At 72.5% G+C, this 22,559-nt stretch carries 20 protein-coding genes and 1 pseudogene; 14 read left to right on the top strand and 7 right to left on the bottom strand.

Going from position 1 to position 22,559, the window contains the following annotated elements:
• Positions 1-13 precede the first annotated feature (13 nt).
• Both DY218_RS13300 and DY218_RS13305 read left to right on the top strand, forming a co-directional pair.
• Positions 14-937 carry a PhzF family phenazine biosynthesis protein gene (locus DY218_RS13300; RefSeq protein WP_128556201.1) on the top strand — a complete coding sequence of 308 codons (924 nt, stop codon included), beginning with the start codon at positions 14-16 and terminating at the stop codon, positions 935-937.
• Positions 938-1,028: 91 nt separating this feature from the next.
• Positions 1,029-2,009, top strand: coding sequence for a DUF4436 family protein (locus tag DY218_RS13305; RefSeq protein ID WP_128556202.1), 981 nt, complete (start codon positions 1,029-1,031; stop codon positions 2,007-2,009).
• A gap of 201 nt (positions 2,010-2,210) precedes the next feature.
• Here DY218_RS13305 and DY218_RS13310 read toward each other — a convergent pair whose 3' ends face one another.
• Positions 2,211-2,855, bottom strand: a complete 645-nt coding sequence (locus DY218_RS13310; RefSeq protein ID WP_128556203.1) for a response regulator transcription factor — start codon at positions 2,853-2,855, stop codon at positions 2,211-2,213.
• Positions 2,840-4,168, bottom strand: coding sequence for a sensor histidine kinase (locus tag DY218_RS13315; protein WP_233521574.1), 1,329 nt, complete (start codon positions 4,166-4,168; stop codon positions 2,840-2,842). The genes DY218_RS13310 and DY218_RS13315 overlap by 16 nt, the downstream gene beginning before the upstream one ends.
• A 173-nt stretch (positions 4,169-4,341) precedes the next feature.
• Between DY218_RS13315 and DY218_RS13320 the strand changes: the two genes are divergently transcribed.
• The 6 genes from DY218_RS13320 to DY218_RS13345 all read left to right on the top strand — a co-directional run bounded on the left by DY218_RS13320 (position 4,342) and on the right by DY218_RS13345 (position 11,294).
• Positions 4,342-6,282 (top strand): serine hydrolase domain-containing protein, encoded by a 1,941-nt coding sequence (locus DY218_RS13320; RefSeq protein WP_128556204.1) that lies wholly within the window; start codon positions 4,342-4,344, stop codon positions 6,280-6,282.
• 22 nt (positions 6,283-6,304) lie between these two features.
• Positions 6,305-7,075, top strand: coding sequence for a helix-turn-helix transcriptional regulator (locus tag DY218_RS13325; protein WP_128556205.1), 771 nt, complete (start codon positions 6,305-6,307; stop codon positions 7,073-7,075).
• A 238-nt stretch (positions 7,076-7,313) separates the two neighbouring features.
• Positions 7,314-8,351: an iron-siderophore ABC transporter substrate-binding protein gene (locus DY218_RS13330; RefSeq protein ID WP_128556206.1), complete on the top strand. Its 1,038-nt coding sequence runs from the start codon at positions 7,314-7,316 to the stop codon at positions 8,349-8,351.
• The gene (locus DY218_RS13335) at positions 8,348-9,391 is read left to right on the top strand and encodes a FecCD family ABC transporter permease (RefSeq protein ID WP_128556207.1); all 1,044 of its coding nucleotides are present in this window, start codon (positions 8,348-8,350) and stop codon (positions 9,389-9,391) included. The genes DY218_RS13330 and DY218_RS13335 overlap by 4 nt, the downstream gene beginning before the upstream one ends.
• The gene (locus DY218_RS13340; protein WP_128556208.1) at positions 9,388-10,458 is read left to right on the top strand and encodes a FecCD family ABC transporter permease; all 1,071 of its coding nucleotides are present in this window, start codon (positions 9,388-9,390) and stop codon (positions 10,456-10,458) included. The genes DY218_RS13335 and DY218_RS13340 overlap by 4 nt, the downstream gene beginning before the upstream one ends.
• Positions 10,455-11,294: an ABC transporter ATP-binding protein gene (locus DY218_RS13345; protein ID WP_128556209.1), complete on the top strand. Its 840-nt coding sequence runs from the start codon at positions 10,455-10,457 to the stop codon at positions 11,292-11,294. The genes DY218_RS13340 and DY218_RS13345 overlap by 4 nt, the downstream gene beginning before the upstream one ends.
• 27 nt (positions 11,295-11,321) lie before the next feature.
• Here DY218_RS13345 and DY218_RS13350 read toward each other — a convergent pair whose 3' ends face one another.
• Positions 11,322-12,575 carry an MFS transporter gene (locus tag DY218_RS13350; RefSeq protein ID WP_233521575.1) on the bottom strand — a complete coding sequence of 418 codons (1,254 nt, stop codon included), beginning with the start codon at positions 12,573-12,575 and terminating at the stop codon, positions 11,322-11,324.
• A 129-nt stretch (positions 12,576-12,704) separates the two neighbouring features.
• Positions 12,705-15,788: a helix-turn-helix transcriptional regulator gene (locus DY218_RS35710; protein ID WP_325051995.1), complete on the bottom strand. Its 3,084-nt coding sequence runs from the start codon at positions 15,786-15,788 to the stop codon at positions 12,705-12,707.
• Positions 15,789-15,923: 135 nt separating this feature from the next.
• On the opposite strand from DY218_RS35710, the gene DY218_RS13360 reads away from it, so the two are divergent.
• The gene (locus tag DY218_RS13360) at positions 15,924-16,802 is read left to right on the top strand and encodes an alpha/beta fold hydrolase (RefSeq protein ID WP_128556211.1); all 879 of its coding nucleotides are present in this window, start codon (positions 15,924-15,926) and stop codon (positions 16,800-16,802) included.
• A 120-nt stretch (positions 16,803-16,922) separates the two neighbouring features.
• Here the strand turns inward: DY218_RS13360 and DY218_RS13365 are convergent, their stop codons facing one another.
• Complete coding sequence (locus DY218_RS13365) at positions 16,923-18,380, bottom strand: PP2C family protein-serine/threonine phosphatase (RefSeq protein ID WP_325051996.1); 1,458 nt, start codon at positions 18,378-18,380, stop codon at positions 16,923-16,925.
• Between the two features lie 31 nt (positions 18,381-18,411).
• Between DY218_RS13365 and DY218_RS13370 the strand changes: the two genes are divergently transcribed.
• Entirely contained in the window at positions 18,412-18,711 is a 300-nt protein-coding gene (locus DY218_RS13370; RefSeq protein WP_128556212.1) for a hypothetical protein, read from the top strand.
• Positions 18,712-18,768: 57 nt separating this feature from the next.
• Here the strand turns inward: DY218_RS13370 and DY218_RS13375 are convergent, their stop codons facing one another.
• Together DY218_RS13375 and DY218_RS34525 are read right to left on the bottom strand one after the other, a co-directional pair.
• The gene (locus DY218_RS13375) at positions 18,769-19,572 is read right to left on the bottom strand and encodes a class I SAM-dependent methyltransferase (RefSeq protein ID WP_128556213.1); all 804 of its coding nucleotides are present in this window, start codon (positions 19,570-19,572) and stop codon (positions 18,769-18,771) included.
• A gap of 178 nt (positions 19,573-19,750) precedes the next feature.
• Complete coding sequence (locus DY218_RS34525; RefSeq protein ID WP_199566725.1) at positions 19,751-20,116, bottom strand: DUF4186 domain-containing protein; 366 nt, start codon at positions 20,114-20,116, stop codon at positions 19,751-19,753.
• Between the two features lie 127 nt (positions 20,117-20,243).
• On the opposite strand from DY218_RS34525, the pseudogene DY218_RS35085 reads away from it, so the two are divergent.
• From DY218_RS35085 to DY218_RS13395, 4 genes and pseudogenes are all read left to right on the top strand, one after another.
• Positions 20,244-20,441, top strand: a pseudogene (locus DY218_RS35085) (histidine phosphatase family protein); the annotation flags it as partial.
• Between the two features lie 42 nt (positions 20,442-20,483).
• Positions 20,484-20,873 carry a hypothetical protein gene (locus tag DY218_RS35830; protein ID WP_233521583.1) on the top strand — a complete coding sequence of 130 codons (390 nt, stop codon included), beginning with the start codon at positions 20,484-20,486 and terminating at the stop codon, positions 20,871-20,873.
• A gap of 159 nt (positions 20,874-21,032) precedes the next feature.
• Entirely contained in the window at positions 21,033-21,494 is a 462-nt protein-coding gene (locus tag DY218_RS13390) for a hypothetical protein (RefSeq protein WP_128556215.1), read from the top strand.
• 93 nt (positions 21,495-21,587) lie between these two features.
• A complete protein-coding gene (locus DY218_RS13395; RefSeq protein WP_128556216.1) occupies positions 21,588-22,223 on the top strand; it encodes a class F sortase in 636 nt (211 codons plus the stop codon).
• Positions 22,224-22,559 lie beyond the last annotated feature (336 nt).

Here is a 22,559-nt window from a genome sequence, read left to right on the forward strand (position 1 = left end):
GGTTCTCGGCAGCATGAATGCCTCCTCCGCCGGCCACGCGGCCGCTCAGCAGCCCGCCCCCTCCCCTGCGCCCGCCGACGCGGAGGTGCTGCGCTACACCGCCTTCAGCTCCGATCCGGCCGGGGGCAACGGCGCGGGCGTGGTGCTCGACGCCGCCCGGCTCGACGACGGCCGGATGCTCGCCATCGCGGCCGAACTCGGTTACAGCGAGAGCGCGTTCCTCACCCCGCCGCCCGCGGAGCTCGGGGGCGAGCCCGGCCGCTCGTACACCCTGCGGTTCTTCAGCCCCAAGGCGGAGGTCTCCTTCTGCGGGCACGCCACGGTCGCCACGGCCGTCGCCCTGGCCGAGCACGGATCCGGGCCCGGCGACTTCCTGTTCGCCACCCAGGCCGGGCCCGTCCCGGTCACCGTCGCCGAGGTGGACGGGGAGCTGCGCGCCACCCTGACCAGCGTGGAGCCCTCGGTGCGGGACGTCGCGCCCGACGACCTCGCCGAGGCACTGGCGGCGCTCGACTGGGCCCCGGACGATCTCGACCCGGCCCTCGAACCGCGGATCGCCTACGCCGGCGCCTCCCACTTGGTGCTGGCCGCCGCCACCCGGCAGCGGCTGGCTGATCTGGACTACGACTTCGCCCGCCTCGAAGCCCTGATGCAGCGGCTCGGCCTCACCACCCTGCAGCTCGTCTGGCGCGCCTCGCAGTCCGTCTTCCACGTACGCGACCCGTTCCCGATCGGCGGCGTCGTCGAGGACCCCGCGACGGGCGCGGCCGCGGCCGCCTTCGGCGCGTATCTGCGCGAACTCGGGCACACCGCCGAGGAGTCGGAGCTGACCCTCCACCAGGGCGAGGACCTCGGCCGTCCCGGCCGCCTCACCGTCACCCTGCGGGCGGGCGACCCCCGGGTGCGGGTGAGCGGGGCGGCCACCGCGCTCGACTGACACGGGAGGCGGCCGGGCGGGACGGGCCGCCGTTACCGCAAGCGGAGCAGCGGGCGTGGCGGGGGTGGGCCCGGTGGCCGAGGATCCTGGCATGCCCTTGCGTCCCGGCCGCGGCTCACCCGTCCCCGTCAATCGCGCCGCCTGGTCGCGCGGGGCCGTGGGGCTTCTGCTGCTGCTCGCGGTGTGCGCCGGCGGGATCGTGCTGTATCTGAACGAGCGCGACACCCGGCAGCAGCCGGTCACGGTGGGCGCGGGCTCCGGCGTACGCGACCGGGTCGAGCTCTCCGCCGACGTACAGCGCACCGACCCGGACTCACGGACGGTCACCCTGGACCTGACGCTGGCCGCCCGCGGCCGGTACGGCGACTCCAACGGCGTCCCCGCCAAGGACATCACCGTGGCCACCGACTCCCCCGACCACGAAGAGCTCGTCATCCGCGCCGACACGGCCGCCTGGCGCAAGAGCATCACGCTGCCGCTGAGCGAGGGCACGGCCTCGGACTACCCGTTCGACCGCTACCGCACGGACCTGGCGGTCGCGGCCATGGTCGGCCGCGAACAGGTGCCGGTGACCCTGCACCTGCGCGACCTCGACCCGGCCTTCGCCGTCGACCCCGACGAGACGACGTACACCCAGCAGGTCGCCGCGGTGGAGAGCTCGGTGCGGCGCTCGCGCAGCACCTTCATCCTCGCCTGGTTCATGATCGTGGCGATGTGGGCGGTGGCGCTGGCCGTGGTGGTCGCCTGCTGGCTGGTGGTACGGCAGCGGCGCGGTCTGGTCTGGGGCGCGCTCGGCTGGATGGCGGCGAGCCTGTTCGCCCTGGTCGGCCTGCGCAACGCGGCCCCGGGCAGCCCGCCCAACGGCTGCATCCTGGACTACGCGGCCTTCTACTGGGCGGAGGCCCTGATCGCCCTCAGCCTGACCCGCCTCGTCCTGCACGGGGTGCTCGTCGAGCACCATGTGGGTGGGCCGGTGCCCGAGGCCCCACAGGGCCCTACGTCTTCCCCTGCCCCACGCCGGCCTCGCCGAGTCCCCCGTGGAATGCGTCCACGTCGCCCTCCGGGTGCTTGAGCCCGTCCAGGCATTCTTCAGCCCGCGAGGGCACTCTTCAGCCCGTCCGGCGTTTGAGGACATCTTTTGACGCGCGCGTCAGCAGGCCCGCGGCCAAGAGATGTCCTCAAACGCCGGACGGGCTGGAATAGCCAGCAGGGCTGCGGCCCAAAAGACGTCCTCAAACGCCGGACGGGCTTGTCACATAGGCGAGCGTCGCGCTCAGCGGAGGTACGCAAGAACCGCCAACACCCGCCGATTGTCGTCGTCGGACGGCGACAACCCCAGCTTCGCGAACAAGTTCGACGTGTGCTTGATCACCGCCCGCTCCGTGACCACCAGCCGCTGCGCGATCGCCGCATTCGACCGCCCCTCGGCCATCAGCGCCAGCACTTCCCTCTCCCGCGGCGTGAGCCTCCCCATCGCCCCGTGCTGATGCACATCCTTCGCGAACAGCCGCGCGACGACATCGGGATCCATCGCCGTCCCGCCCCCGGCGACTCTCCGCACCGCGTCCACGAACTGATCGGGATCGAACACCCGGTCCTTGAGCAGATACCCGATCCCGCCACTCCCGTCGGCCAGCAACTCCCGCGCGTAGAGCTGCTCGACGTACTGCGAAAGCACCAGCACCGGCAACCCCGGCACCTGGCGCCGCGCCTCCAGGGCGGCCTGCAGCCCCTCGTCGGTGAAGGTCGGCGGCAGCCGTACGTCGACCACCGCGACGTCCGGACGGTGCTCGACGAGGGCCTGCAGCAGCGAGGGGCCGTTGTCCACCGCCGCGACCACCTCGAAGTCGTACGACTCCAGGAGCCGCACCAGGCCGTCCCGCAGCAGGAACAGGTCTTCGGCTAGGACAACTCGCACGGCACCTCCATCGTCACGATGGTCGGCCCGCCGTCCGGACTGTCGACGGAGAGCAGACCGTCGAACCCGGCCAGCCGGCGCTGGACACCCCGGATCCCGCTGCCGCGACTCGCGTCCGCGCCACCCCGCCCGTCGTCGGTGACCCGGCCGCGCAACGCGCCCTCCGCATACCAGAGATCGACGATCACGGTGTCCGGGGCAGCGTGCTTGGCGGCATTGGTGAGGGTCTCCGACACGGCGAAGTAGACCGCGGACTCGACCGGCGCCTCGGGCCGGCCCGGCAGTTCGGCGTTGACCGTGACCTCGAGCGGGCTGTCGAGGGCGAGGGCGCGGACCGCGTCCGCCAGACCGCGGTCGGCGAGCACCGGCGGGTGGATGCCGCGGATCAGGTCGCGCAGCTCGGTCAGCGCGGTGGCCGAGGCCTTGCGGGTGTCGGCCAGGATCGCGCCGACGGCCTCCGGGTCCTTCTTGAGGAGCTGCTCGGCGACGCCGAGGTTCATGCCCAGCGCGACGAGCCGCGCCTGGGCGCCGTCGTGCAGATCGCGCTCGATGCGGCGCAGTTCGGCGGCCGAGCTGTGCACCGCCTCGCTGCGGGTCTCGGTGAGGTGCTGCATCCGCTGTGCCGTCCGGGTGGGGGCGAGCAGCTTGCGGGCGAGCGCGGCGTGGGCGCGCAGCGTCCAGGGTCCGACCGCGAGGCCCGCGAGCAGCCCGAGCAGGCCGACGCCGGCGGCGAGCCAGGCGGTGGTGAGGTCGGTGACGCGGACGAACAGGTACCAGTTCGCACCGCCGTTCGCGTCGATGACGGGCCGGTACATCGCCGGCATCAGCATTCCGCCGAGCCCGCCGAGCACCAGCGAGAGCGGCAGCAGCGCGAGGACCGCCCCGACCACCGGATTCACCAGGGCCCAGCCGAGGTCGCGCCAGGTCGCGGGGTCGGTGAGCACCCAATGGGTGCGCTGCCACCGGCCCTTGAGGCCCGGTTCGTGGTCGGGGGCCGGCAGGTACGGCTCGGGGATCCGGGTCCCGGACCATCTGCCGGCCGTACGGCGCGAGACGTTCACCGTGGCGCGCAGAGCCACGGCGAGCAGCGGGACGAGCAGCAGGCCGAGGCCGACGCCGAGCAGTGCCACCCCGGTGAGGAACAAGGTGCACAGGACGAGCTCCGCAAGGGCGACGGCCACCACGGGCAGACCGGCGACCACGGAGCGCAGGCGGTTGCCCAATGCGGTGCGCGTGCTGATGCCTGTGCCCATGTCCGTGCCCGGGTCCGCGCCCGGCCCTGTGCCGGGGTCCGTGCCTGTACCGAGATTCATCGTCCCATTCCCCTCGTCGGACGGCGTCCCGCAGCCGTCGGGGCATGAGTCTGCCTGGTCACGCCGCATCGGGCACGGCACCTCTGTGCCCTCTGCGGGGGTGTAGCCAGGTCCCCCATGGACACCACCAAGGGCCATTCTGCGCGGTGCCCGCCCGGCCTTGACTCGTATCCATGACGAATCGACAGCGACTCACCGCCGCGCTGCAGGCGCTCCTCCTCGCGCTGCTCGCCGCCATCGGCACGGTAGGTACGGCAGGCACCGCCGGGGCGGCGGAACGGGAGAAGCAAGCGGAAGCAGCACGCGCGGCCGGTTCCCTGCCCGCCGCGCTCGACCGGCTCGTACGGCGCCAGCTCGCCGACTACCGGATCCCGGGCGCCTCCGTGGTGGTGGTCGAGGACGGCAAGCAGGTGTACGCCAAGGGCTACGGACTCGCGGACGCGGATGCGGGCACCAAGGTGGACCCGGAACGCACCGGCTTCTTCCTGGCGTCCGACGCCAAGGTGTTCACGGCCGTCGCCGTGCTGCAGCAGGTGGAGAAGGGCCGGCTCGACCTCTCCTCCGACGTCAACCGCTATCTGAAGGACTTCCAGATCAGAGACAGTCATCCGGGCCACCCCGTGACCGTACGCGATCTCCTGACGCACACGGCCGGCTTCGACAACACCGTCGTCGGTCTCTCCACCGCGCACCCGGAGACCGGGACTTCGCTGGGCGAGAGCCTCGCCGAGAACCAGCCTCGCCGGGTGCGCCCGCCCGGCGAGACCGCCAGCTACGACAACTACGGTGTGGCGCTCGCCGGCCATCTCGTCGAGACCGTCTCGGGGATCCCGTTCGCCGATTACGTGGACCGCGCGATCCTGCGGCCGCTGGGCATGGACCGCACCAGTTTCGCCCAGCCACACCCGCGGAGGATCGAGGCGGGCCTGGCCCGCGGCCACCGTCCGGACGGCGACGGACAGGCCACCGCACGCGGCCAGTACGGCGCCTGGTCCCCGACCGGTGCGGGCGCCGTCAGCACGGCCACCGACATGGGGCGGCTGCTGAACGCGCTGCTGTCCGACGGCGGCCGCGTACTGCGCCCCGGCTCCGACGCCGCCCTCCTGAAGCGCCAGTTCGGCAACGACAAGCGGCTGCCCGGCCTCGGCTACCTGCTCGAGGAACGCGTCCGCGGCGGGCAGCGCATGCTGGTCAAGGACGGCGACCTGCCGGGCTTCCACGGGAACCTCGCCCTGATTCCGGAGCGCAGGGCCGGGGTGTACGTGGTCTACAACGGCGACGGCGAGGACGGCCGCGCCTTCCACGCCGGACGCCAGGTCGCGGAGCTGTTCGCCGACCACCACGGTGCCCGCGCCACGGGCGGTGCCGAGCGGTCGGCGTCCACCGCCGACGTGAACCAGTACGCCGGTGACTACCGCGCGAGCCGCACCAGTTCCTCCGACCTGTCCCGGGCGAGCGCGCTCACCGGCTCGGTGCGGGTGACCGCCGGCGAGGACGCCACCCTGACCACCGAGGGTCCGCTGTCGAGCGACCCGGACGTCGTCGAGCAGCACTGGGTGCAGGTGCGGCCCGGACTGTTCCGGGAGAAGGGCGGCCAGGACCGGATCGCCTTCCGTGACGGCCGGTTGAGCATCGCCTCCGACCCGTCCGTGGCGTACCAGCGACTGCCCTGGTACGAGTCGCCCGTACTGCATCAGCGGGTGCTGATCGGCTGTCTCGCGGTGCTGGTCCTGACCGTGCTCGCACTGCCCGTCGCCGGCCTGGTGCGCCGCCGTGCGCAGGGCCGCCCCGCCGGGGCCCGCACCGCGAGCGTCATCGGCTGGACCACGGGGGCACTGGTCACCGCGGCGGTCGCCTGCTTCGTCCTGCTGATCTCCGACGGCAACGCCATGAACGAGACGATCATGCTGGGCGACTCCCCGCTGCTGACCCTGGTGCCGGCACTGACCACGGTCGCGCTCGCCACGACGGCCGCGATGCTGGTCTGCTCGGTGCTGGCCTGGCGCCGCCGCTGGTGGCACCTCACGGGCCGGCTGCACTACACCTGCCTCACCCTGGCCGCGCTGCTCTTCCTCGGCCTGTGTGCCTCGTACCGGCTTCTCTGGCCGGTCTGAGGTGCCGGTTAGCCTGAGGTGTATGCGGGTCACCAGGGAACTGCCGGCGCTCGCGGCCGGCGAGGTGGACGTCTCCTTCGTGATCAAGGGGTACGAGGAGGCGGTGGTCACCGACCTCACCTGGAACGAGCACTCGCACCCGTGGCACGAACTGCTGTGGAACGAGACCGGGGCGTCCACGGCCGTGGTCGGCTCCCAGGTGTGGTGCATCACCCCGGCTCTCGGACTGTGGATGCCCGCGGGCCGGCTGCACTCCGGGTCCGCGGTCGCGGGCACCACGTACCGTGCCCACTTCTTCCGGCACGGCACGCGGTCGGCACTGCCCGACGAACCGGTGGCCGTGGCGATCACGCCGCTGCTGCGCCTCCTGCTCGAACGGCTCGACGAGGAGCAGCTGCCGGCGTCCTCCCGGGCCGTGACCGAGGCGATGGTGCTCGATGTGCTGCAGCCCTCGCCGCGGGCGCTGCTGGTGCAGCTGCCCACCTCGCCACTGCTGCGGCCGATCGTGGACGCCGTCCGGACCGACCCCTCCGACCAGCGGACGCTCACCGGCTGGGCCGGCGCGCTCGGCTGCAGCGCACGCACCCTGACCCGGGCGTTCCGGACCGAGACCGGCACCAGCTTCGCCCGCTGGGTCGCCTCGGTCCGCGCCCAGCACGCCGTACAACTGCTGTCCCGTGGGCACGAGGTGGACGTGGTGGCGGAGGCGGTCGGCTACCGCTCGGCGAGCGCCTTCGGGGCGGCCTTCCGGCGGACGACCGGCACGACTCCCGGCAGGTTCCGGGCTCCCTGATTCGGAGGGAGAGAGAGCCGTACGCATCGGCGAGCGCACCGATGTCCCGATCGCTACACCGTCTGTCGAAAAGGCTCGATTGAATCCCGGACGACGGATCCCTACGCTGCACAGGTAAGCCTTACCTAACTCCCCCAGCACACCTGTGGTGCTCTGCCCGCATGCCCCGGACCCGGCCCGCCCCGTGGTCCGCGGGCGAGCGCGACGGCACCCCGGACCGAGAGTGAAACCCGGGTCGATGAGAACACCCCGCCTTCGCGTGCTCGCCCTCGCGGCAGCCCTTCTGTTCGGCCTCACCGCCTGCGGCAGCCAGGACGACGACAAGTCCGGTGCCAAGACCGCCGGCGCCTCCGGCAGCTTCCCCGTGACGATCAAGCACGCGCTCGGAACCACCACCGTCCCCGAGAAGCCCAAGCGCGTCGCGACGGTGAACTGGGCCAACGACGAGGTGCCGCTCGCACTCGGCGTGGTCCCCGTCGGCATGGCCAAGGCCAATTTCGGCGACGACAACGACAACGGCGTACTGCCCTGGACCGAGGACCGGCTCAAGAAGCTCGGCGCCAAGACCCCGGTACTGTTCGACGAGACCGACGGCATCGACTTCGAGGCCGTTGCCGACACCAAGCCGGACGTCATCCTCGCCTCGTACTCCGGACTCACCAAGCAGGACTACGAGACGCTCAGCCAGATCGCCCCGGTGGTCGCCTATCCCGAGGCGGCCTGGGCGACCCCGTGGCGCGACATCATCCGTATGAACAGCAAGGCCATCGGCCTGGCCGACGAGGGCGACGAGCTGATCGGGAAGCTCGAAGGGCGGATCGACAAGACCGTCGCCAAGTACCCCCAGCTGAAGGGGAAGTCGGCGATGTTCATGACGCACGTCTCCTCCAAGGACGTCAGCGAGGTCGGCTTCTACACCACCCACGACACCCGCACCCAGTTCTTCACCGACCTCGGCATGAAGATCCCGGCCAGCGTCTCCGGACCGTCCAGGTCGACCAAGAAGTTCGTCCTGACCAAGAGCGCCGAGCACATCGACGCCTTCGACGACGTCGACATCGTCACCGGCTACGGCGACGACAAGGGCAAGCTCCTGAAGGCGCTCAAGAGCGACCCGCTCACCTCGAAGCTGTCCGCCGTCAAGCAGGACTCCATCTACCTGCTGCCGGGCAGCAGCCCGCTGGCCACCGCCGCCAACCCGACTCCGCTCTCCATCCCGTACGTCCTCGACGACTACGTGAAGGCGCTCGCCGAGGCCGCGGACAAGGCGGAATGACCGTCACCGCAACCCCGCACGTGCCGGACGCCGCCCCTGTGCGGCGTCCGGCCCATGTGCGGGTGGTCTGGCTGCTCGTCCTCCTCGCCGTCCTCTGCGCGGTCATGACGGCCTCGCTCGCGCTCGGCTCCCGCGATGTCGCCTGGGCCGACGTGTTCTCGGCACTCGGCGGGGCGGAGAACACCCTGGAGGAGGCCGCGGTCGCCAAGCGCGTGCCGCGCACCCTGCTGGCCGTCGTGGTGGGCGCCGCGCTCGCCCTGTCCGGTGCCGTGATGCAGGGCGTGACCCGCAATCCGCTCGCCGACCCGGGCATCCTCGGCGTCAACATGGGCGCCTCGCTCGCCGTCGTCACCGGCATCGCGTACTTCGGCCTCGCCTCGGCGTCCGGGTACATCTGGGTGGCGATGGCCGGGGCGGCCGTGAGCGCGGGATTCGTCTACGCCGTCGGCTCGCTCGGCCGGGGCGGTGCCACGCCGCTGAAGCTGGCGCTCGCCGGCGCGGCCATCTCGGCCGCGCTCGCGTCCCTCGTCAGCGCCGTGGTGCTGCCGCGCACCGACATCTCCGGCACCTTCCGGCTGTGGCAGATCGGCGGCGTCGGCGGCACCTCGTACGCGCAACTCGGCAGCGTGCTGCCGTTCCTCGCCGTCGGAGCCGTGCTCTGCCTGGCGTCCGCACGCGCCCTCAACTCCCTTGCGCTCGGCGACGACATGGCCGCCGGACTGGGTGAGCGGGTGGCCCTGGTGCGGGCGGTCGCGGCGCTCGGCGCGGTGGTGCTGTGCGGCGCCTCCACGGCGGTCGCCGGGCCGATCGGATTCGTCGGGCTCGTCGTCCCGCACGCCTGCCGGCTCCTGATCGGGGTCGACCACCGCTGGCTGCTGCCGTTCGCCGCGGTCGGCGGAGCCGCCCTGCTCACCGCCGCCGACGTGATCGGCCGGATCGTGGCGCGGCCGGCCGAGATCGACGTCGGGATCGTCACCGCGATCGTCGGCGCCCCCTTCTTCATCCATGTCGTCCGCCGGCAGAAGGTCAGGTCCCTGTGAACGCCCCGGTCCTGGAAGACCAGTCCGCCGTGCCGGCCCCGCCGACGCTGCGGGCCGTCACCCGCGCGCGGGTACGCGGTGCGTACCGGCGGCGGATCGTGGCGTCGGCGATCCTGCTGCTCGTCGCCGCCGCTTTCGTCCTGTCCCTGATGGCCGGGCACACGTTCTACCCGGCGGGCGACGTACTGCGGGTCGTCCTCGGCGAGGACGTGCCCGGCGCCTCCTTCACCGTCGGCACCCTCCGACTGCCGCGGGCGGTGCTCGCCGTGGCCGCGGGCTTCAGCTTCGGCATCGCCGGTGTCACCTTCCAGACCATGCTCCGCAATCCGCTGGCGAGCCCGGACGTCATCGGCATCACTTCCGGGGCCGGCGCGGCGGCCGCGATCGCCATCGTGATGTTCTCGCTCGGCGGCACCGAGGTGTCGGTCGTGGCGATCGTCGCGGCGCTCGCGGTGGCGCTGCTCGTGTACACCCTGGCGTTCCGCGATGGCGTGGCGGGCACCCGGCTCATCCTCATCGGCATCGGCATCGCCGCCCTGCTCGACAGCGTCACCTCGTACGTCCTGTCGCAGGCCGGCGAATGGGATCTGCAGGAGGCGATGCGCTGGCTCACCGGATCCCTCAACGGCACCACCTGGCAGGAGACGGCGCCCGCCGGCTTCGCCCTGCTCGTGCTCGGTCCGGTGCTGCTGCACCAGGCCCGCAATCTCAGCGCGCTGAGCCTGGGCGACGACACGGCCTCGGCGCTCGGCGTCCGGGTCGAACGCACCCGCCTCGTGGTGATCGTCGCGGCGGTAGGTCTGATCGCCTTCGCCACGGCGGCAGCGGGGCCGATCGCGTTCGTCGCGTTCCTGTCCGGGCCGATCGCCGCCCGGCTCGTGGGCACCGGCGGCTCGCTCCTGGTGCCCGCCGGCCTCGTCGGGGCGCTGCTCGTGCTGTGTGCCGACTTCACCGGGCAGTACGCCTTCGGCACCCGCTTCCCGGTGGGCATCGTCACCGGCGTGCTCGGCGCGCCCTACCTCGTCTACCTGATCGTCCGTACCAACCGGGCCGGAGGCTCGCTGTGACCGCGTCCCACTCCCTGTCCACCGAGGACCTCACGCTCGGCTACGGCGACCGTGACGTCATCGAGGGCCTCGATCTGACCCTTGCGGCCGGACGGATCACGGTGATCGTCGGCGCCAACGCCTGCGGAAAGTCGACCCTGTTGCGCTCGATGTCCCGGCTGCTCACCCCTCGTACGGGGCGGGTCGTCCTGGACGGCAAGCAGGTGCACCGGATCCCGGCCAAGGAACTCGCCCGTACGCTCGGCCTGTTGCCCCAGTCGCCGGTGACCCCCGAGGGCATCACCGTCCTCGATCTGGTCGGCCGGGGCCGCCATCCGCACCAACGCGCCTTCTCCCGCTGGACGCAGAAGGACGACGCGGCGGTCGCGGCGGCCCTGGAGGCCACCAGGACCACCGACCTCGCGGACCGCTCGGTCGACGAGCTCTCCGGCGGCCAGCGTCAGCGTGTGTGGATCGCGATGGCCCTCGCTCAGCAGACGGACCTGCTGCTGCTCGACGAGCCCACCACGTTCCTCGACATCAGCCACCAGATCGAGGTGCTCGACCTGCTGACCGATCTGAACCGCACCCGCGGGACGACGATCGTGATGGTCCTGCACGACCTCAACCTGGCGGCGCGGTACGCGGACCGGCTCGTCGCGCTCGCCGCCGGACGGCTGCACGCCGCGGGCACCACCGGCGAGGTGATGACCGAGGAGACCGTACGGTCCGTGTACGGCATGGAGAGCCGCGTCATCGACGACCCGGTCTCCGGCAAACCCCTGGTGCTTCCGATCGGCCGCCACCACTCGGCGGCGGCGGACGTCCCTGCCGGGAGCCCCGCCGGGAGCGGTTGAGCCGGGCGCCCCAGCGCTCGGCAGGTCTCAGCGCTCGGCCCGGCCGAGGCCTCGTACGGACGGGATCGCGAGCAGGAGGGCACAGGTGACGAGGGCCAGTACGGCGGCCACGCTCAGCAGCGGCACCGTGCCCACGACGACGGCGAGCGGTCCGGCGACCGCCTGGCCCACCGGCTTCATGACCAGCGAGCCGGCCGCGTCGTACGCATGGACCCGGCCGAGCACGTCCTGCGGGACATGGGTCTGCACACTGGTGTGGAACATGACGCTCCAGAACGCCATGCCGACGCCGCTGACCGCATAGCAGGCGGCGACCGCCGGCGCGGGCAGCGCGAGCGCGACGGACAGCGGCATGCCCGCCCACAGGGTCATGGCGACGGCTCCGGCCCGCAGCGGACGGCGCGGGCGCAGCCGGATCGCGACGATCCCACCCAGCACGCTGCCCACCCCCAGGGCCGACATGACCAGGCCGAAGACCGATTCCCCGTAGTCCGTGACGAGGGTGCTGTTGCCGAGAGTGAGGGTGGGTCCCGCGCCGGCCAGCTGCCAGAGCATGAAGACGACGATGACGCTCCACAGCCACGTCCTCGACCGGAACTCCCGCCATCCCTCGACGAGATCGGCCCGGAACGAGGTCACGACCTGCCGCGGCACGGCGCCCATCGGGACCGAGCGGAGCGCCAGCAGACAGGCCCCGCTGACCGCATAGGTCAGGGCGTCGAGTGCGACCACCGTGGCCGGTGCGGAGACCACCAGGAGCAGCCCGGCGAGGGACGGGCCGATGACGACGGTGACGGACTCCGCGATGCGCAGCGTGGCGTTCGCCTTCTGCACATCGTGCGCGATGCGCGGAATGATGCTGGCGACGCCTGGCTGGAAGACCGCACCGCCCGCCCCGATCAGGGCGAGGAGGACCAGGATCTGCCAGAGCTGCGGGGCCCCGAGCACGAAGAGCAGCGCGAGTACGAGCTGGGAGCCGAGGCGGGCCGCATCGGAGACGACCATCAGGCGCCGGGCGCCGAAGCGGTCGGACAGCACACCGCCGAAGATGATCAGCGCGGCGAAGGGTCCGACGAGGGCGGCCAGCGCGTAACCCACGCCGCTCGTCCCGAATCCGGCCCTGAGCACCGCCGCGGTGACGGCGACGGGCAGCATCGCGTCGCCGAGCAGGGAAGTGGTGCGGGCGGCGAAGAACAGCCTGAAGTCCCGTGTCCACAGCGGTGGTCGGGACCGGCCGCACTCTTCGGTACGCAGACCGCCGGCCGTCCTCGAGCCACCCACGCGTCGCCCTCCCCTGTGCAGTTGGTCCGGACCCGGCGACACTCTGCAGCGCCGCCGCCTCCCGGTCAAAGGGAATTCGCACGCCCCGGGATGCCCCTCAGATGTTCACGGCACGTGTCCCAGCGGGGTTCACGCATCGAGTACGCCGAGGCGGTGTGCGACGGCCGCGGCCTCGCCCCGGCCCGAAGCACCCAGCTTGGCCAGGATGTTGGAGACATGCACGCTCGCCGTCTTCGGCGAGATGAACAGCTCCTCGGCGATGGCCCGGTTGCTGCGCCCGGCAGCGACGAGCCGCAGCACGTCCCGCTCCCGTGCGGTGAGACCGAGCGCCTGCGCGGGGGCCGGCTCCCCGCCGCTCCGCTCCAGCGGGATCCGCGCACGGCCCGCGAGGGTGCCGATCTCCGTGTCGAGCGGCACCGCGCCGAGTTCGCGTGCCACCGCCCGTGCCCGGCGCAGCAGTTCACCGGCCGCCTCGCGCGCCCCGGCGGCGCCGCGGGTGATCAGCGCCTCGGCCAGCCGCAGCCGGGCGGTGGCCGACAGGACCGGATCCTCCTGACGCTCGGTGGCCTCGACGGCCCGTGTCCAGGCGTCGACCGGGTCGTGGCGCCCTTCCACGGTGCTCAACTCGGCCTCGGTCATGAGGAATTGGGCTTCCCAGACCGGCGCGAACCGCGGCTGGCCCTGCATCGCCGCACGGATCCGCCGCACCGCCTCCGCACGCCCCGGCTCGGCCACCGCGCCGGCGCCGGCCCGCGCCTCCGCCGCCGCGGCCTCGTACAGCAGCGGCCAGCCGTAGCGCTGGTGGCCGGGTGCGATGCCCTCGCCGACGGCCGCGTCGAAGAGGGCGCGAGCGTCCAGGATCCGGCCGTCGGCGGCCGAGAGGGCGAGCGCGACACGGGCCATGGCCAGGGAGTGCTGGGGTTCCGGGGAGCGGCCGAGGCTCCACTCGTCGGACGCGGACACATGGCGCCGCGCGTCGTCGAACTCGCCGCGGACCAGGGCGAGTTCGGCCAGCTGTCCGGCGATCTGACCGTGGGTGCGGATGCTCGCGCCGCGGCGGCGGCCGGCCCGTGCGAGCACCTCGGCGGCGTCCGGCAGGCGGCCGAGCCGGATGAGGGACTCGGCGAGATTGGCGTCGATGAAGGAGGCGGCGTCCGGCAGGCCGTGCCGGTCGGCCAGTTCGCTGCCCCGCACGGCGACCTCGACGGCCTCGGCGTAGCGGCCGATTCCGTGCAGTGCGGTCGCCAGATTGCCGTGGCCGTGCAGCAGGACCCGGGCGTTGCCCGGCTGCAGTTCGAGGGCGCACACGGCGCGGGCCTGCTCGAGTCCCTTCTCGACGTCGCCCTCGTGGATGATCAGCCAGGCCAGGGTGAGCCGCACGGCCAGGGCGGTGACCTCCGCGCCCGTCACCCGGCAGAGCTCCACGGCCTGTTCGGCGGTCTCGACGGCCTTCGGCCCGGGCCGGTGCACCGCGTACCAGTGCGCCGCATGCGTCAGGATCTCGGCGTGCACCACGGACGGCGGCAGCTTCTCCACGAGCTTCAGGGCGTGCGTGATCTCGTCCCAGCCGTCGGAGCGGGCGAGTTCACGCACCAGCAGATAGCGCTCGGTCCAGAACCAGGCCGTACGCAGCGGGTCCTGGGCCTCGGCGGGCGCGTCCGCCAGTACGCGCAGGGCCCGCTTGCAGAGGGCGAGCGCGCGCTCCTGCTCCCCGGAGAGCCGCCCGGCGACGGTGATCGCGGCGAGCAGGTCCACGAAGTCCCCTGCCGGGGCCGGGGACACGGCCGGGACGAGTCGGTCCTCGATGCCTTGCCGCATGGTCCGGCGGCGCACCTCCTCGGGGGTGTCGTCCCACAGTTCGAGCGCCCACTCGAGGAGTCGGTGCTGTTCGGCGAAGGCGTGCCGGCCGCGCGCGGCGACCGCCGCGGCGATCACGGCGGGCAGTGCTCTGGCCGGATCCCGTGCGTCGTACCAATAGCCGGCCAGACGCCCGGCCCGCGATTCGGACCGTACGAGAGCGGGGTCGGACTCCAGCGCCTCGGCGTAGCGGCGGCTGAGTCGGGAGCGCTCGCCGGGCAGCAGGTCGCCGGCGACCGCCTCGCGCATCAGGGCGTGCCGGAAGCGGTATGCCTCGCCCTCGTCGGAGGGTTGCAGGACGGCCGCCCCGACCGCGGTGCGCAGCGTGGCGATCAACTCGTCCTCGTCCAGGCCGGTGACGGCGGCGAGCAGCCGGAATTCGACCACGGATCCGCCCTCGGCCGCGATCCGCACCACCCGCTGCACCTCATCCGGCAGTGCCTCGGTGCGCACCAGGAGCAGGTCGCGCAGGGAGTCGCTGATCCCGCCCGGTGCGCCGTCGGCCATGCTGCCGGCCAGCTCCTCGACGAAGAACGCATTGCCGCCGGAGCGTTCGAAGACCCGGTCGAGCAGCGCCTCGGACGGCGCGTCACCGCGAATGGCGGTGAGCTGCCGGCGCACCTCGGTCCGGTCGAATCGGGGCAGTTCGATACGGGTCACGGTGCGCAGCCGCTCGTACTCGGCGAGGGCGGGGCGCAGCGGATGGCGCCGGTGCAGATCGTCGGCGCGGTAGGTGGCGAGGACGAGCAGCCGGCCGCCGCCGAGGGCGCGCAGCAGATAACTGAGCAGTTCACGGGTGGAGCGGTCGGCCCAGTGCAGATCCTCCAGGGCGAGGACGACGGTCCGGTCCGTGGCGAGGCGTTCGAGAAGCCGGGCGGTCAGCTCGAAGAGCCGGGCACGGCTGTCGGTCTCGGGGCGGCCCGTATCCATCGCGCCGAGCTCGGGCAGCAGCCGGGCGAGCTCGCCCTCCTGTCCGGCCACGGCCGCATCCAGCTCCGTACCGAGCCGGCGGCGCAGCGAGCGCAGTGCGGTCGAGAAGGGATGGTACGGCAGGGCGTCGGCGCCGGTCTCGACACAGCCGCCGAGGGCGACCACGGCCCCGTCGGCGGCGGCCCGGCCGAGGAACTCCTCGATGAGCCGGGTCTTTCCGACGCCGGCCTCACCGCCCAGGAACAGCGCATGCGGCTCCCCGGCGTCCACCCGCGCCAGCGCCTCGTCCAGAGCGGCCAGCTCGGCGCTGCGGCCCACGAGCACGGGGCTCACATGGGCCGGCGTCACCAGGCCCGAACCCACCACCTGGCCGGGGCTGTTGTGACGGGGGCCTGCGTCCTCGGATCCTGGCTGACTGCTGCGCACGCTGCCGAGCATCGCATGCCGCATCCGGCCGGGTCACGGGCCGCCCGGCGACGGCGGCACGCGGCACGTACCGCCGCGAAGGCCGACAGCGCGACCTCTGTGCCGCAACCGGTCCGCGCCGTAGTGTGCACGCCCATGGCGGAACAATTCATCGACGCCGGCGGGGCACGGCTCTGTGTGGAGTCCTTCGGCTCCGCGGCCGACCCGACCGTGCTCCTGATCGCCGGTGGCGGACAGTCGATGGTGTGGTGGGCGACCGACTTCTGCGCCCGGCTCGCCGCGGCCGGGCGCCATGTGCTGCGCTACGACCACCGCGACACGGGCCGCTCCACCGGCTCGGCGGCCGGCCGACCCTCGTACAGCGGCGGGGACTTGACCACCGACCCGCTGCGCATCCTGGACGCCCTGGGCGTGCCCCGCGCACATCTGGTGGGCCTTTCCCTCGGCGGCGGCATCGCCCAGCGCCTCGCCCTCGACCACCCCGACCGGGTACGCACCCTCTGCCTCGCCTCCACCTCCCCCGCGGTGCCGACGGCGCACAGCGAGGAACTGCCCCCACCCGCCCCGGCCGTCATGGCGACCTTCACCGACCCGGCCCCCGAACCGGACTGGGCCGACCGGGACGCGGTGGTGACGTACCGCGTCGAGGCCGAACGCCCCTACGCGGGCTCACTCGGCTTCGACGAACCCCGAGTCCGCCGCCTCGCCACCGAGGAGGTCGACCGCACCCGCGACATGGCCGCCTCCATGACCAACCACTTCCTCCTCGAAGACACCCCGCCCGCCGAGATCCGCCTCGCCCGGATCACCGCCCCCACCCTGGTCCTGCACGGCACCACGGACCCGCTGCTGCCCATCGAGCACGGCCGGTTGCTGGCCGCGGAGATCCCGGACGCCCGCCTCGTACCCCTCCCGGGCGCCGGCCACGAACAGCCCCCGCCGGCTCTGTGGCCGCTGGCCCTGACGTCCCTCACCGAGCACACCGAGCACACCGAGCACACCGAGCCGAACTGAATCCGTACCGGCTGAATCCGTACTGGCTGAATCGGTACCGGCTGAATCGGTACCGGCTGGATCCTTACCGGACGCGTGCCGGTCAGCCGTCCGCGGCACCGCCCGACGGTTCGGGTCCCTTCAGGACGACTGGGGCGGCCCGACAGGGTGGGCTCCGGCGACGCTGGTGCGTCGACTGGATCCGGGGCCGTGCCAGTCGAGGCAGACGACCGTGGCGTCGTCCAGCAGATGGCCATGGGTGGCCTTCCGCAGGTCCCGGGTCATGTAGCGGGTCGCTTCGCGGGCATGGAGGTGGGCGTCGCGGGCGATGACGGTGGGCAGATCGAAGCTCGTGGTGTTGCGTTCGATCATTCCGTCGGTGAGGAGCACCAGCCGGTCGCCGGGCTGCAGATCCAGCTCCTGTGTGCGGTACCGACCGGGGCACGATGTGCCGAACGGCAGGTCCACATCGAGTTCGACCTCCGCCACCCGTCCGTCGCGCAGCCGTAGCGGCCAGGGGTGTCCCGCGTTGACCAGCAGCGCTCGTCCGGTCCGCAGGTCGACGCGCAGGAGCTGACCCGTGACGCTGCCGTCGAAGCCGTGCTCGAGCACCGCCTCGTGGGCGGCATGTGCCTGTTCCACCAGCGAGGCGCCGGCCCGGCGGGTCTGGCGCAGGGCGCCCACGGCGAGCGTGGCCAGGAGTGCTGCCGGTTCGTTGTGCCCCATCGCGTCCGTGATGGAGACGTGCAGGGTGTGCTCGTCGAGGCTGTAGTCGAACGTGTCCCCCGCGATGTCGCCCGCGGGCTCGAGTCCGCCGGCGACCGTGACCTGCCCGGCCTCGAAGGTGAGCGCGTCCGGCAGCAGGTTCTGCTGGATCTCGGCAGCCAGGGTGGGCCTTGCGCTGCGGCGGCCCCGTTCGTACAGGTCCGTGAAGCGGCGGTTGGCCGTGACGACATAGGCCAGGGCGTGTGCCGCCTGCTCGATCCGGTGCTGCTCGACAGGGCTCGGCCGGTCCGGAGTGATCAGCTCCAGTACGCCGATGGCGTCGCCCCGGACGGTGACGGGCGCGACCACGCGCTGCCCCGTCGGCCGGCCCTCGTCGGGTGGAGAGGCTGTGACGTGGAGCTTCTGCTCGCGCATCACCGTGTCGTAGATGTTGTCGACCGCCTGGATCGGGTTCTGCCGGTCGTCACGCTTGGGCCGGCGCGCAGGGAAGCGCCAGAGCGTCTCACCACCGAGTTCGGTGGTGAGGAAGCAGACGTCGCGTGCGTCGAGCTGCTCCGCCAGGAGGCGGGCGACGACCGCGACCGTATCGACCGGCGGTGCCTGCTCGATGGCCTCCATCAGCTCCTCGACGGTCAGGTTGCGCTGCGCCACCAGGACTCTCCTCGCTCGCTGGTCCTGACACGGTCTCACTTCAGCGAGGTCGCCCGCCTCCGCACGGCCCTCGACGGACTCCTCGGTGGTCGAAGCGACGGCGTCCGGTCCGGCCCAGGTCTTGACGGCGAAGCCGACGGCGCAGCCGTTGAGGACGAGCAGCGCGATCCGGCCCGACTGCGCGATGCGGAGGACGGCGGCACGCGCCGCCTGCAACCGCAACCGCCCGTGCGCCCCTGGCCGTCCATCGGGTATGCACGTATTCACCAGAACGGCGAGGGCACGCAGGACGGACCGTACGCTTGCCGCCGTCCTCTTCGTCTGCGGTGCGCCCTTCGCCTTCTTCGCGGTGACCAGCGTCGCGCAAGACGGTCACTACTACGGAGACGACGGTGCGCATCTCGCAGCAGCGGCCGGTAGGACCGTCGACACGCTGGTCGTGATCGCCACGGCCGGCGTCCCCCTGGTCCTCCTCAAATACTGGCTCAGCGCGGCCGTGCACATCTCGATGTTCACCGCCGCGGCGCTCGCGGCCACGCAGCTGGCCTCCTGACGTGCACGTGCACCTGCGCCTGCACCTGCGCCGGTGGGGAATTCCTGCACCGCACGGTCAGCCGCCCGCCCGCCGCCGCCCCGTCGTCACCATCAGGTCGAAGAACCAGACCCGGAACGCCGGATCGCCCATCAGGCGGTAGTACCGGTGCAGTTCGGCCTCGGAGAGACCGGCGGCGAGCATGAGCGGCTCCAGCTGGCGGATGTAGTTGCGGAAGAGGATGCAGCCGGCCGTGCCGCCTGCCGTCGTCTGCCCGTAGCGCCGGCTCTCGACCGCGGTCAGGCCCTCCTGCCGCAGACAGGCGTCGACCTCCGCCGCCCAGGTGGTCGAGAGCGCACCGATCCGGCTGACCTCCTCGAAGGCGGTGTCCACGACCCGGTGGAACAGCTCGGTATCGGCAGGGCTCGGCGACTCCACCACCTCCAAGGGCGGGCCGAGGAACTCGCCGATCACCAGCCGGCCCCCGGGAGCCAACGCGTCGACCAGGGCAGAGACGATCTCCCGGCGCCGCGACAGATGCATCAGGACGAGGCGCGCATGAATGACGTCGAAGGGACCACCTTCCGGAACACCCTCGATGATGTCGTGCTTCCGCAGCTCGATCCCCGGTACCGGCTCCATCCGGCTGGTGTCCAGGTCGATCGCCACGACGCGACCCGACGGGCCGGCGCGCTCCAGCATCGCCCGGGCGACGGTGCCCTTTCCCGCGCCGATCTCCAGGCAGCGGTCTCCGGGACGGATCAGCGGCCCGAGATTCTCCATGGTCAGGTGGTCGAGCAGCCCTGCGAGGCAGTCGAGCTGCTCCTGACCGAGGTCACTGCCGCTGTCGTAGAGGTACTCGTCCGACGTGCCTGCACTCATGTCCCCGGCCCCTTCCGACGATGCCGTTCCCCGTACGTACGCCGACACCACAGCCGGAAACTAGCGCGCCACGGCCCGCCGCGGGAACTTTCTTCGCCTCAGCCCGAAACAGGCCGGTGAGCTGCACAGGACCTCGCGGGAGCCTGCCAGGGCGTGTCCGTGGAACCCCGCACGGCGTTCACGGCGCCCGGCACTCGTTCTCGATCCAGCGGCACAGCAGGTCGACGACGTACGCCCGCTGCCGCTCGCTGAGCGGGTGTCCCTTGGGGATCCCGTGGTTGATCTGCAGGCAGGTGCGACAGCAGGTCGCCGTGGCGTGCTGGCCCCGGAAGACGGGATGGCCTCCCCACGGCGTCTGCCTGCCGTCCTTCGCCGGGTGGGCCGGGCCGAGGCGGGTGTCGATGAGCTCACGAGCGTGCCGCCGGACGGCGTCCATGCCGCGGACGGCGACGTACTCGCGCTCCGGCGGGCGGAGGTGGAACCTGGCGCGGAAGGGGATCCTGGCGATCCGTGCCAGTACGGCATCCAGCCGGTCCTGCTCCACGGCTCCGCTCGTCCTTTCGCTCTGCAGCCCTGCCCGCGGGCGTCGCGCCGGCTGCCCGCAGGCCCACGGCGCCCTGTCCAGCGTACGCCGCAAGGCCACCGCTGCCGGGCCGCGCGGGCGGTGGTGGCGAGGGGGGTTACTGGCCGGGACCGGCCTGCTGCCCGATGTGGTGCACACGTCGGTGCTGGGCCGCTCCATCCGCAGTGCCGATCTGCTGCTCGGTGAGCTGGACCGGCAGTGGATCCCGGTCCGTCGCACCTGGCGCCTGAACGAGCGCCGGTACGGAGCCCTCACCGGCCGCCGCAAGAGCCAGGTCCGCGCCGAGCCTGCCGGAGGCGGTGCGCGCCGGCGCGGAGGTGTAGCGGATGTGTACGCGAGGCTCAAGTCCCGTCTGGCGGCAGCTGGTTACGCAACCGGCCTCGGCGACGAGGGCATCGACAGGAAGGTCGGCAACTCGGCGGCCGGGCGGCGCTCATCAAGGCTCAAGTCCGGCGCACCGGCCCGCGGCGAACGCGTCGCCAAGTACAACAGGCTCCTCGAACTCGCGGAGGCACACCCGACGTCGCGGGTACGGAACTCGCAACCCTGCCGCCCGCTGCCACGCCTTGCCCGCCTTCCGGTCCGGTCAACCCCATTGGTGATCAAGGCCGTTGCGGTGCAGCGAGGGTGGGGCGGGTCCGGTGACGGTGGGAGCCTCGGTGCCCTGTTCGGCGCAGTGGCCGCATGTTCACCCTTTCGCGCCAACCCGCCCCTGTGAGCAGCCAAGAGGCGGCTGGAACGGGCAGCGGCGGCGGGCCGTGTCGGCCGGCCGTGCGCTGCGGCCGGTCGCCGTACCGGTTTGCCTCGAGGAGAGAGCGGTTCCCGTAGAGCGGCACACGGTGCGCCGCGGCCGCGTCCCGCACGGAGGAATGACCTGATGCGTTCGTTGAAGATAGCCACCGGCACCGCCCTCGCCAGCACGGCACTCCTGTTCGCCGCGCCCCTGGCGTCGGCCGCCGACACCGAGTGCGACCCCGCCACCGCCGCCGCGATGGAGGCGGAGTCCGCCTACAAGGCGGCCCTCGCCGACTACCAGAAGATCGTCGACGGCGGGGGGAACCCCGACCAGTCCCAGCGGGACAACGTCGACCAACTGAAGGAGAAGGCGAACTCCGCCGCCTCCGAGGCCCAGCGGGTCTGCGGCGACCAGGCCGCCGAGCCCACATCGCCCGACAGCCAGAGCCCCACGCACAAGCCCAGTGGCGCCATGCACACCGGGACGGGCTCCACCAGCAGCGACCCCGCCGGAATCCCGGCCCTGGCCGGAGCGGGCGGCCTCGCCGTCGCGGCCGCCGCCGGGTTCGCCCTGCGCCGCCGTACGGCAGACCACCGGCGCTGACCGGAGTCGTACACGCAGGTGTGCTGCCCGGGACGGCCCCGACCCCGGCCCGGGCAGCACACCCGACGTCCTGACGATCCGCAGGAGGCTGCCGTGGCACACCGTACGAGCGGCAGGGTCGGCTACGTCGAAGGGGTCCTCGTCACGGCACTGGCCGTCGTCGCCTTCGCCTTCACCAGCGCCGAGCCGATCGGCGGCCCACCGCAGCCCACTGCTGCCGCGGGGCAGACCGCCCAGCAGCCGGCAGGAACGACCGCCAGCCCGCTCGCCGCCTCCCGGCCGCTACGGGTCGTCGTCCCCGCGATCGGCGTCGACGCGCCGTTGACCGACCTCGGCATCGAGCAGTCGGGCCGCCTGGCGTCCCCACCCGAGGACGAGCCGGACACGGCCGGCTGGTGGGCCGACGGACCGGCCCCGGGCACCCGCGGCACCGCGATCATCGCCGGGCACGTCGACGTCCCCGGCGGCCCCGCCGTCTTCTACAACCTGGGCGCCCTCACCCCGGGCACACCCATCGCCGTCCCCCGCGCCGACGGCACGACCGCCCACTTCCGCACCACGAGCGTCGACGTCTACGACGCCGACGACTTCCCCGACGACAAGGTCTACGCCGACACCGACCGCCCCGAACTCCGCCTCATCACCTGCGGCGGCGGCTACGACAAGAAACGCCGCCAGTACAACGGCAACGTGGTCGTCACCGCCCACCTCACCACGGCCCCCACATGACCCACCCACCGGCCGCCGACGGAGTGCACATCGGTGCGTGCAGTCACGAGGCCGGTCCGCGCGACCGGAGCCATCCCGAAGGACAGGTCAGGCGCCGAGTCCTCAGTACGAGGCTCCGACGAGCAGGAAGTGCCATGCCCGACTCACCGCGAACGCGGCCGCTCGCCTGCTGGTTCGTGCCCGGCCTCCTCGCCGCCGCCCTCTGCTGGGGCCGCTCCGAATCCAGTTCGGTGCCACGGCTTGTCCCCGTGCTCGCCCTCGCCGTCGTCGCGTGTCTCCTCTGCGAAGCACTTGCCAGGCACTGGCCCACCTGGGAAGGCAAGGCGCACACGCCCC

Origin of the sequence: Streptomyces triticagri (genome assembly GCF_003429565.1) — a bacterium.
Lineage (GTDB): Bacteria > Actinomycetota > Actinomycetes > Streptomycetales > Streptomycetaceae > Streptomyces > Streptomyces triticagri.

Bases quoted from the DNA above. Each gene is read 5' to 3' on its own strand.
- DY218_RS13330 (WP_128556206.1), top strand. From the start codon at position 7,314: ATGAGAACACCCCGCCTTCGCGTGCTCGCCCTCGCGGCAGCCCTTCTG.
- DY218_RS13300 (WP_128556201.1), top strand. From the start codon at position 14: ATGAATGCCTCCTCCGCCGGCCACGCGGCCGCTCAGCAGCCCGCCCCC.
- DY218_RS13325 (WP_128556205.1), top strand. From the start codon at position 6,305: ATGCGGGTCACCAGGGAACTGCCGGCGCTCGCGGCCGGCGAGGTGGAC.
- DY218_RS13315 (WP_233521574.1), bottom strand. From the start codon at position 4,168: ATGAATCTCGGTACAGGCACGGACCCCGGCACAGGGCCGGGCGCGGAC.
- DY218_RS13375 (WP_128556213.1), bottom strand. From the start codon at position 19,572: ATGAGTGCAGGCACGTCGGACGAGTACCTCTACGACAGCGGCAGTGAC.
- DY218_RS13390 (WP_128556215.1), top strand. From the start codon at position 21,033: ATGCGTTCGTTGAAGATAGCCACCGGCACCGCCCTCGCCAGCACGGCA.
- DY218_RS13370 (WP_128556212.1), top strand. From the start codon at position 18,412: ATGCACGTATTCACCAGAACGGCGAGGGCACGCAGGACGGACCGTACG.
- DY218_RS13335 (WP_128556207.1), top strand. From the start codon at position 8,348: ATGACCGTCACCGCAACCCCGCACGTGCCGGACGCCGCCCCTGTGCGG.
- DY218_RS13360 (WP_128556211.1), top strand. From the start codon at position 15,924: ATGGCGGAACAATTCATCGACGCCGGCGGGGCACGGCTCTGTGTGGAG.
- DY218_RS13305 (WP_128556202.1), top strand. From the start codon at position 1,029: ATGCCCTTGCGTCCCGGCCGCGGCTCACCCGTCCCCGTCAATCGCGCC.
- DY218_RS13320 (WP_128556204.1), top strand. From the start codon at position 4,342: ATGACGAATCGACAGCGACTCACCGCCGCGCTGCAGGCGCTCCTCCTC.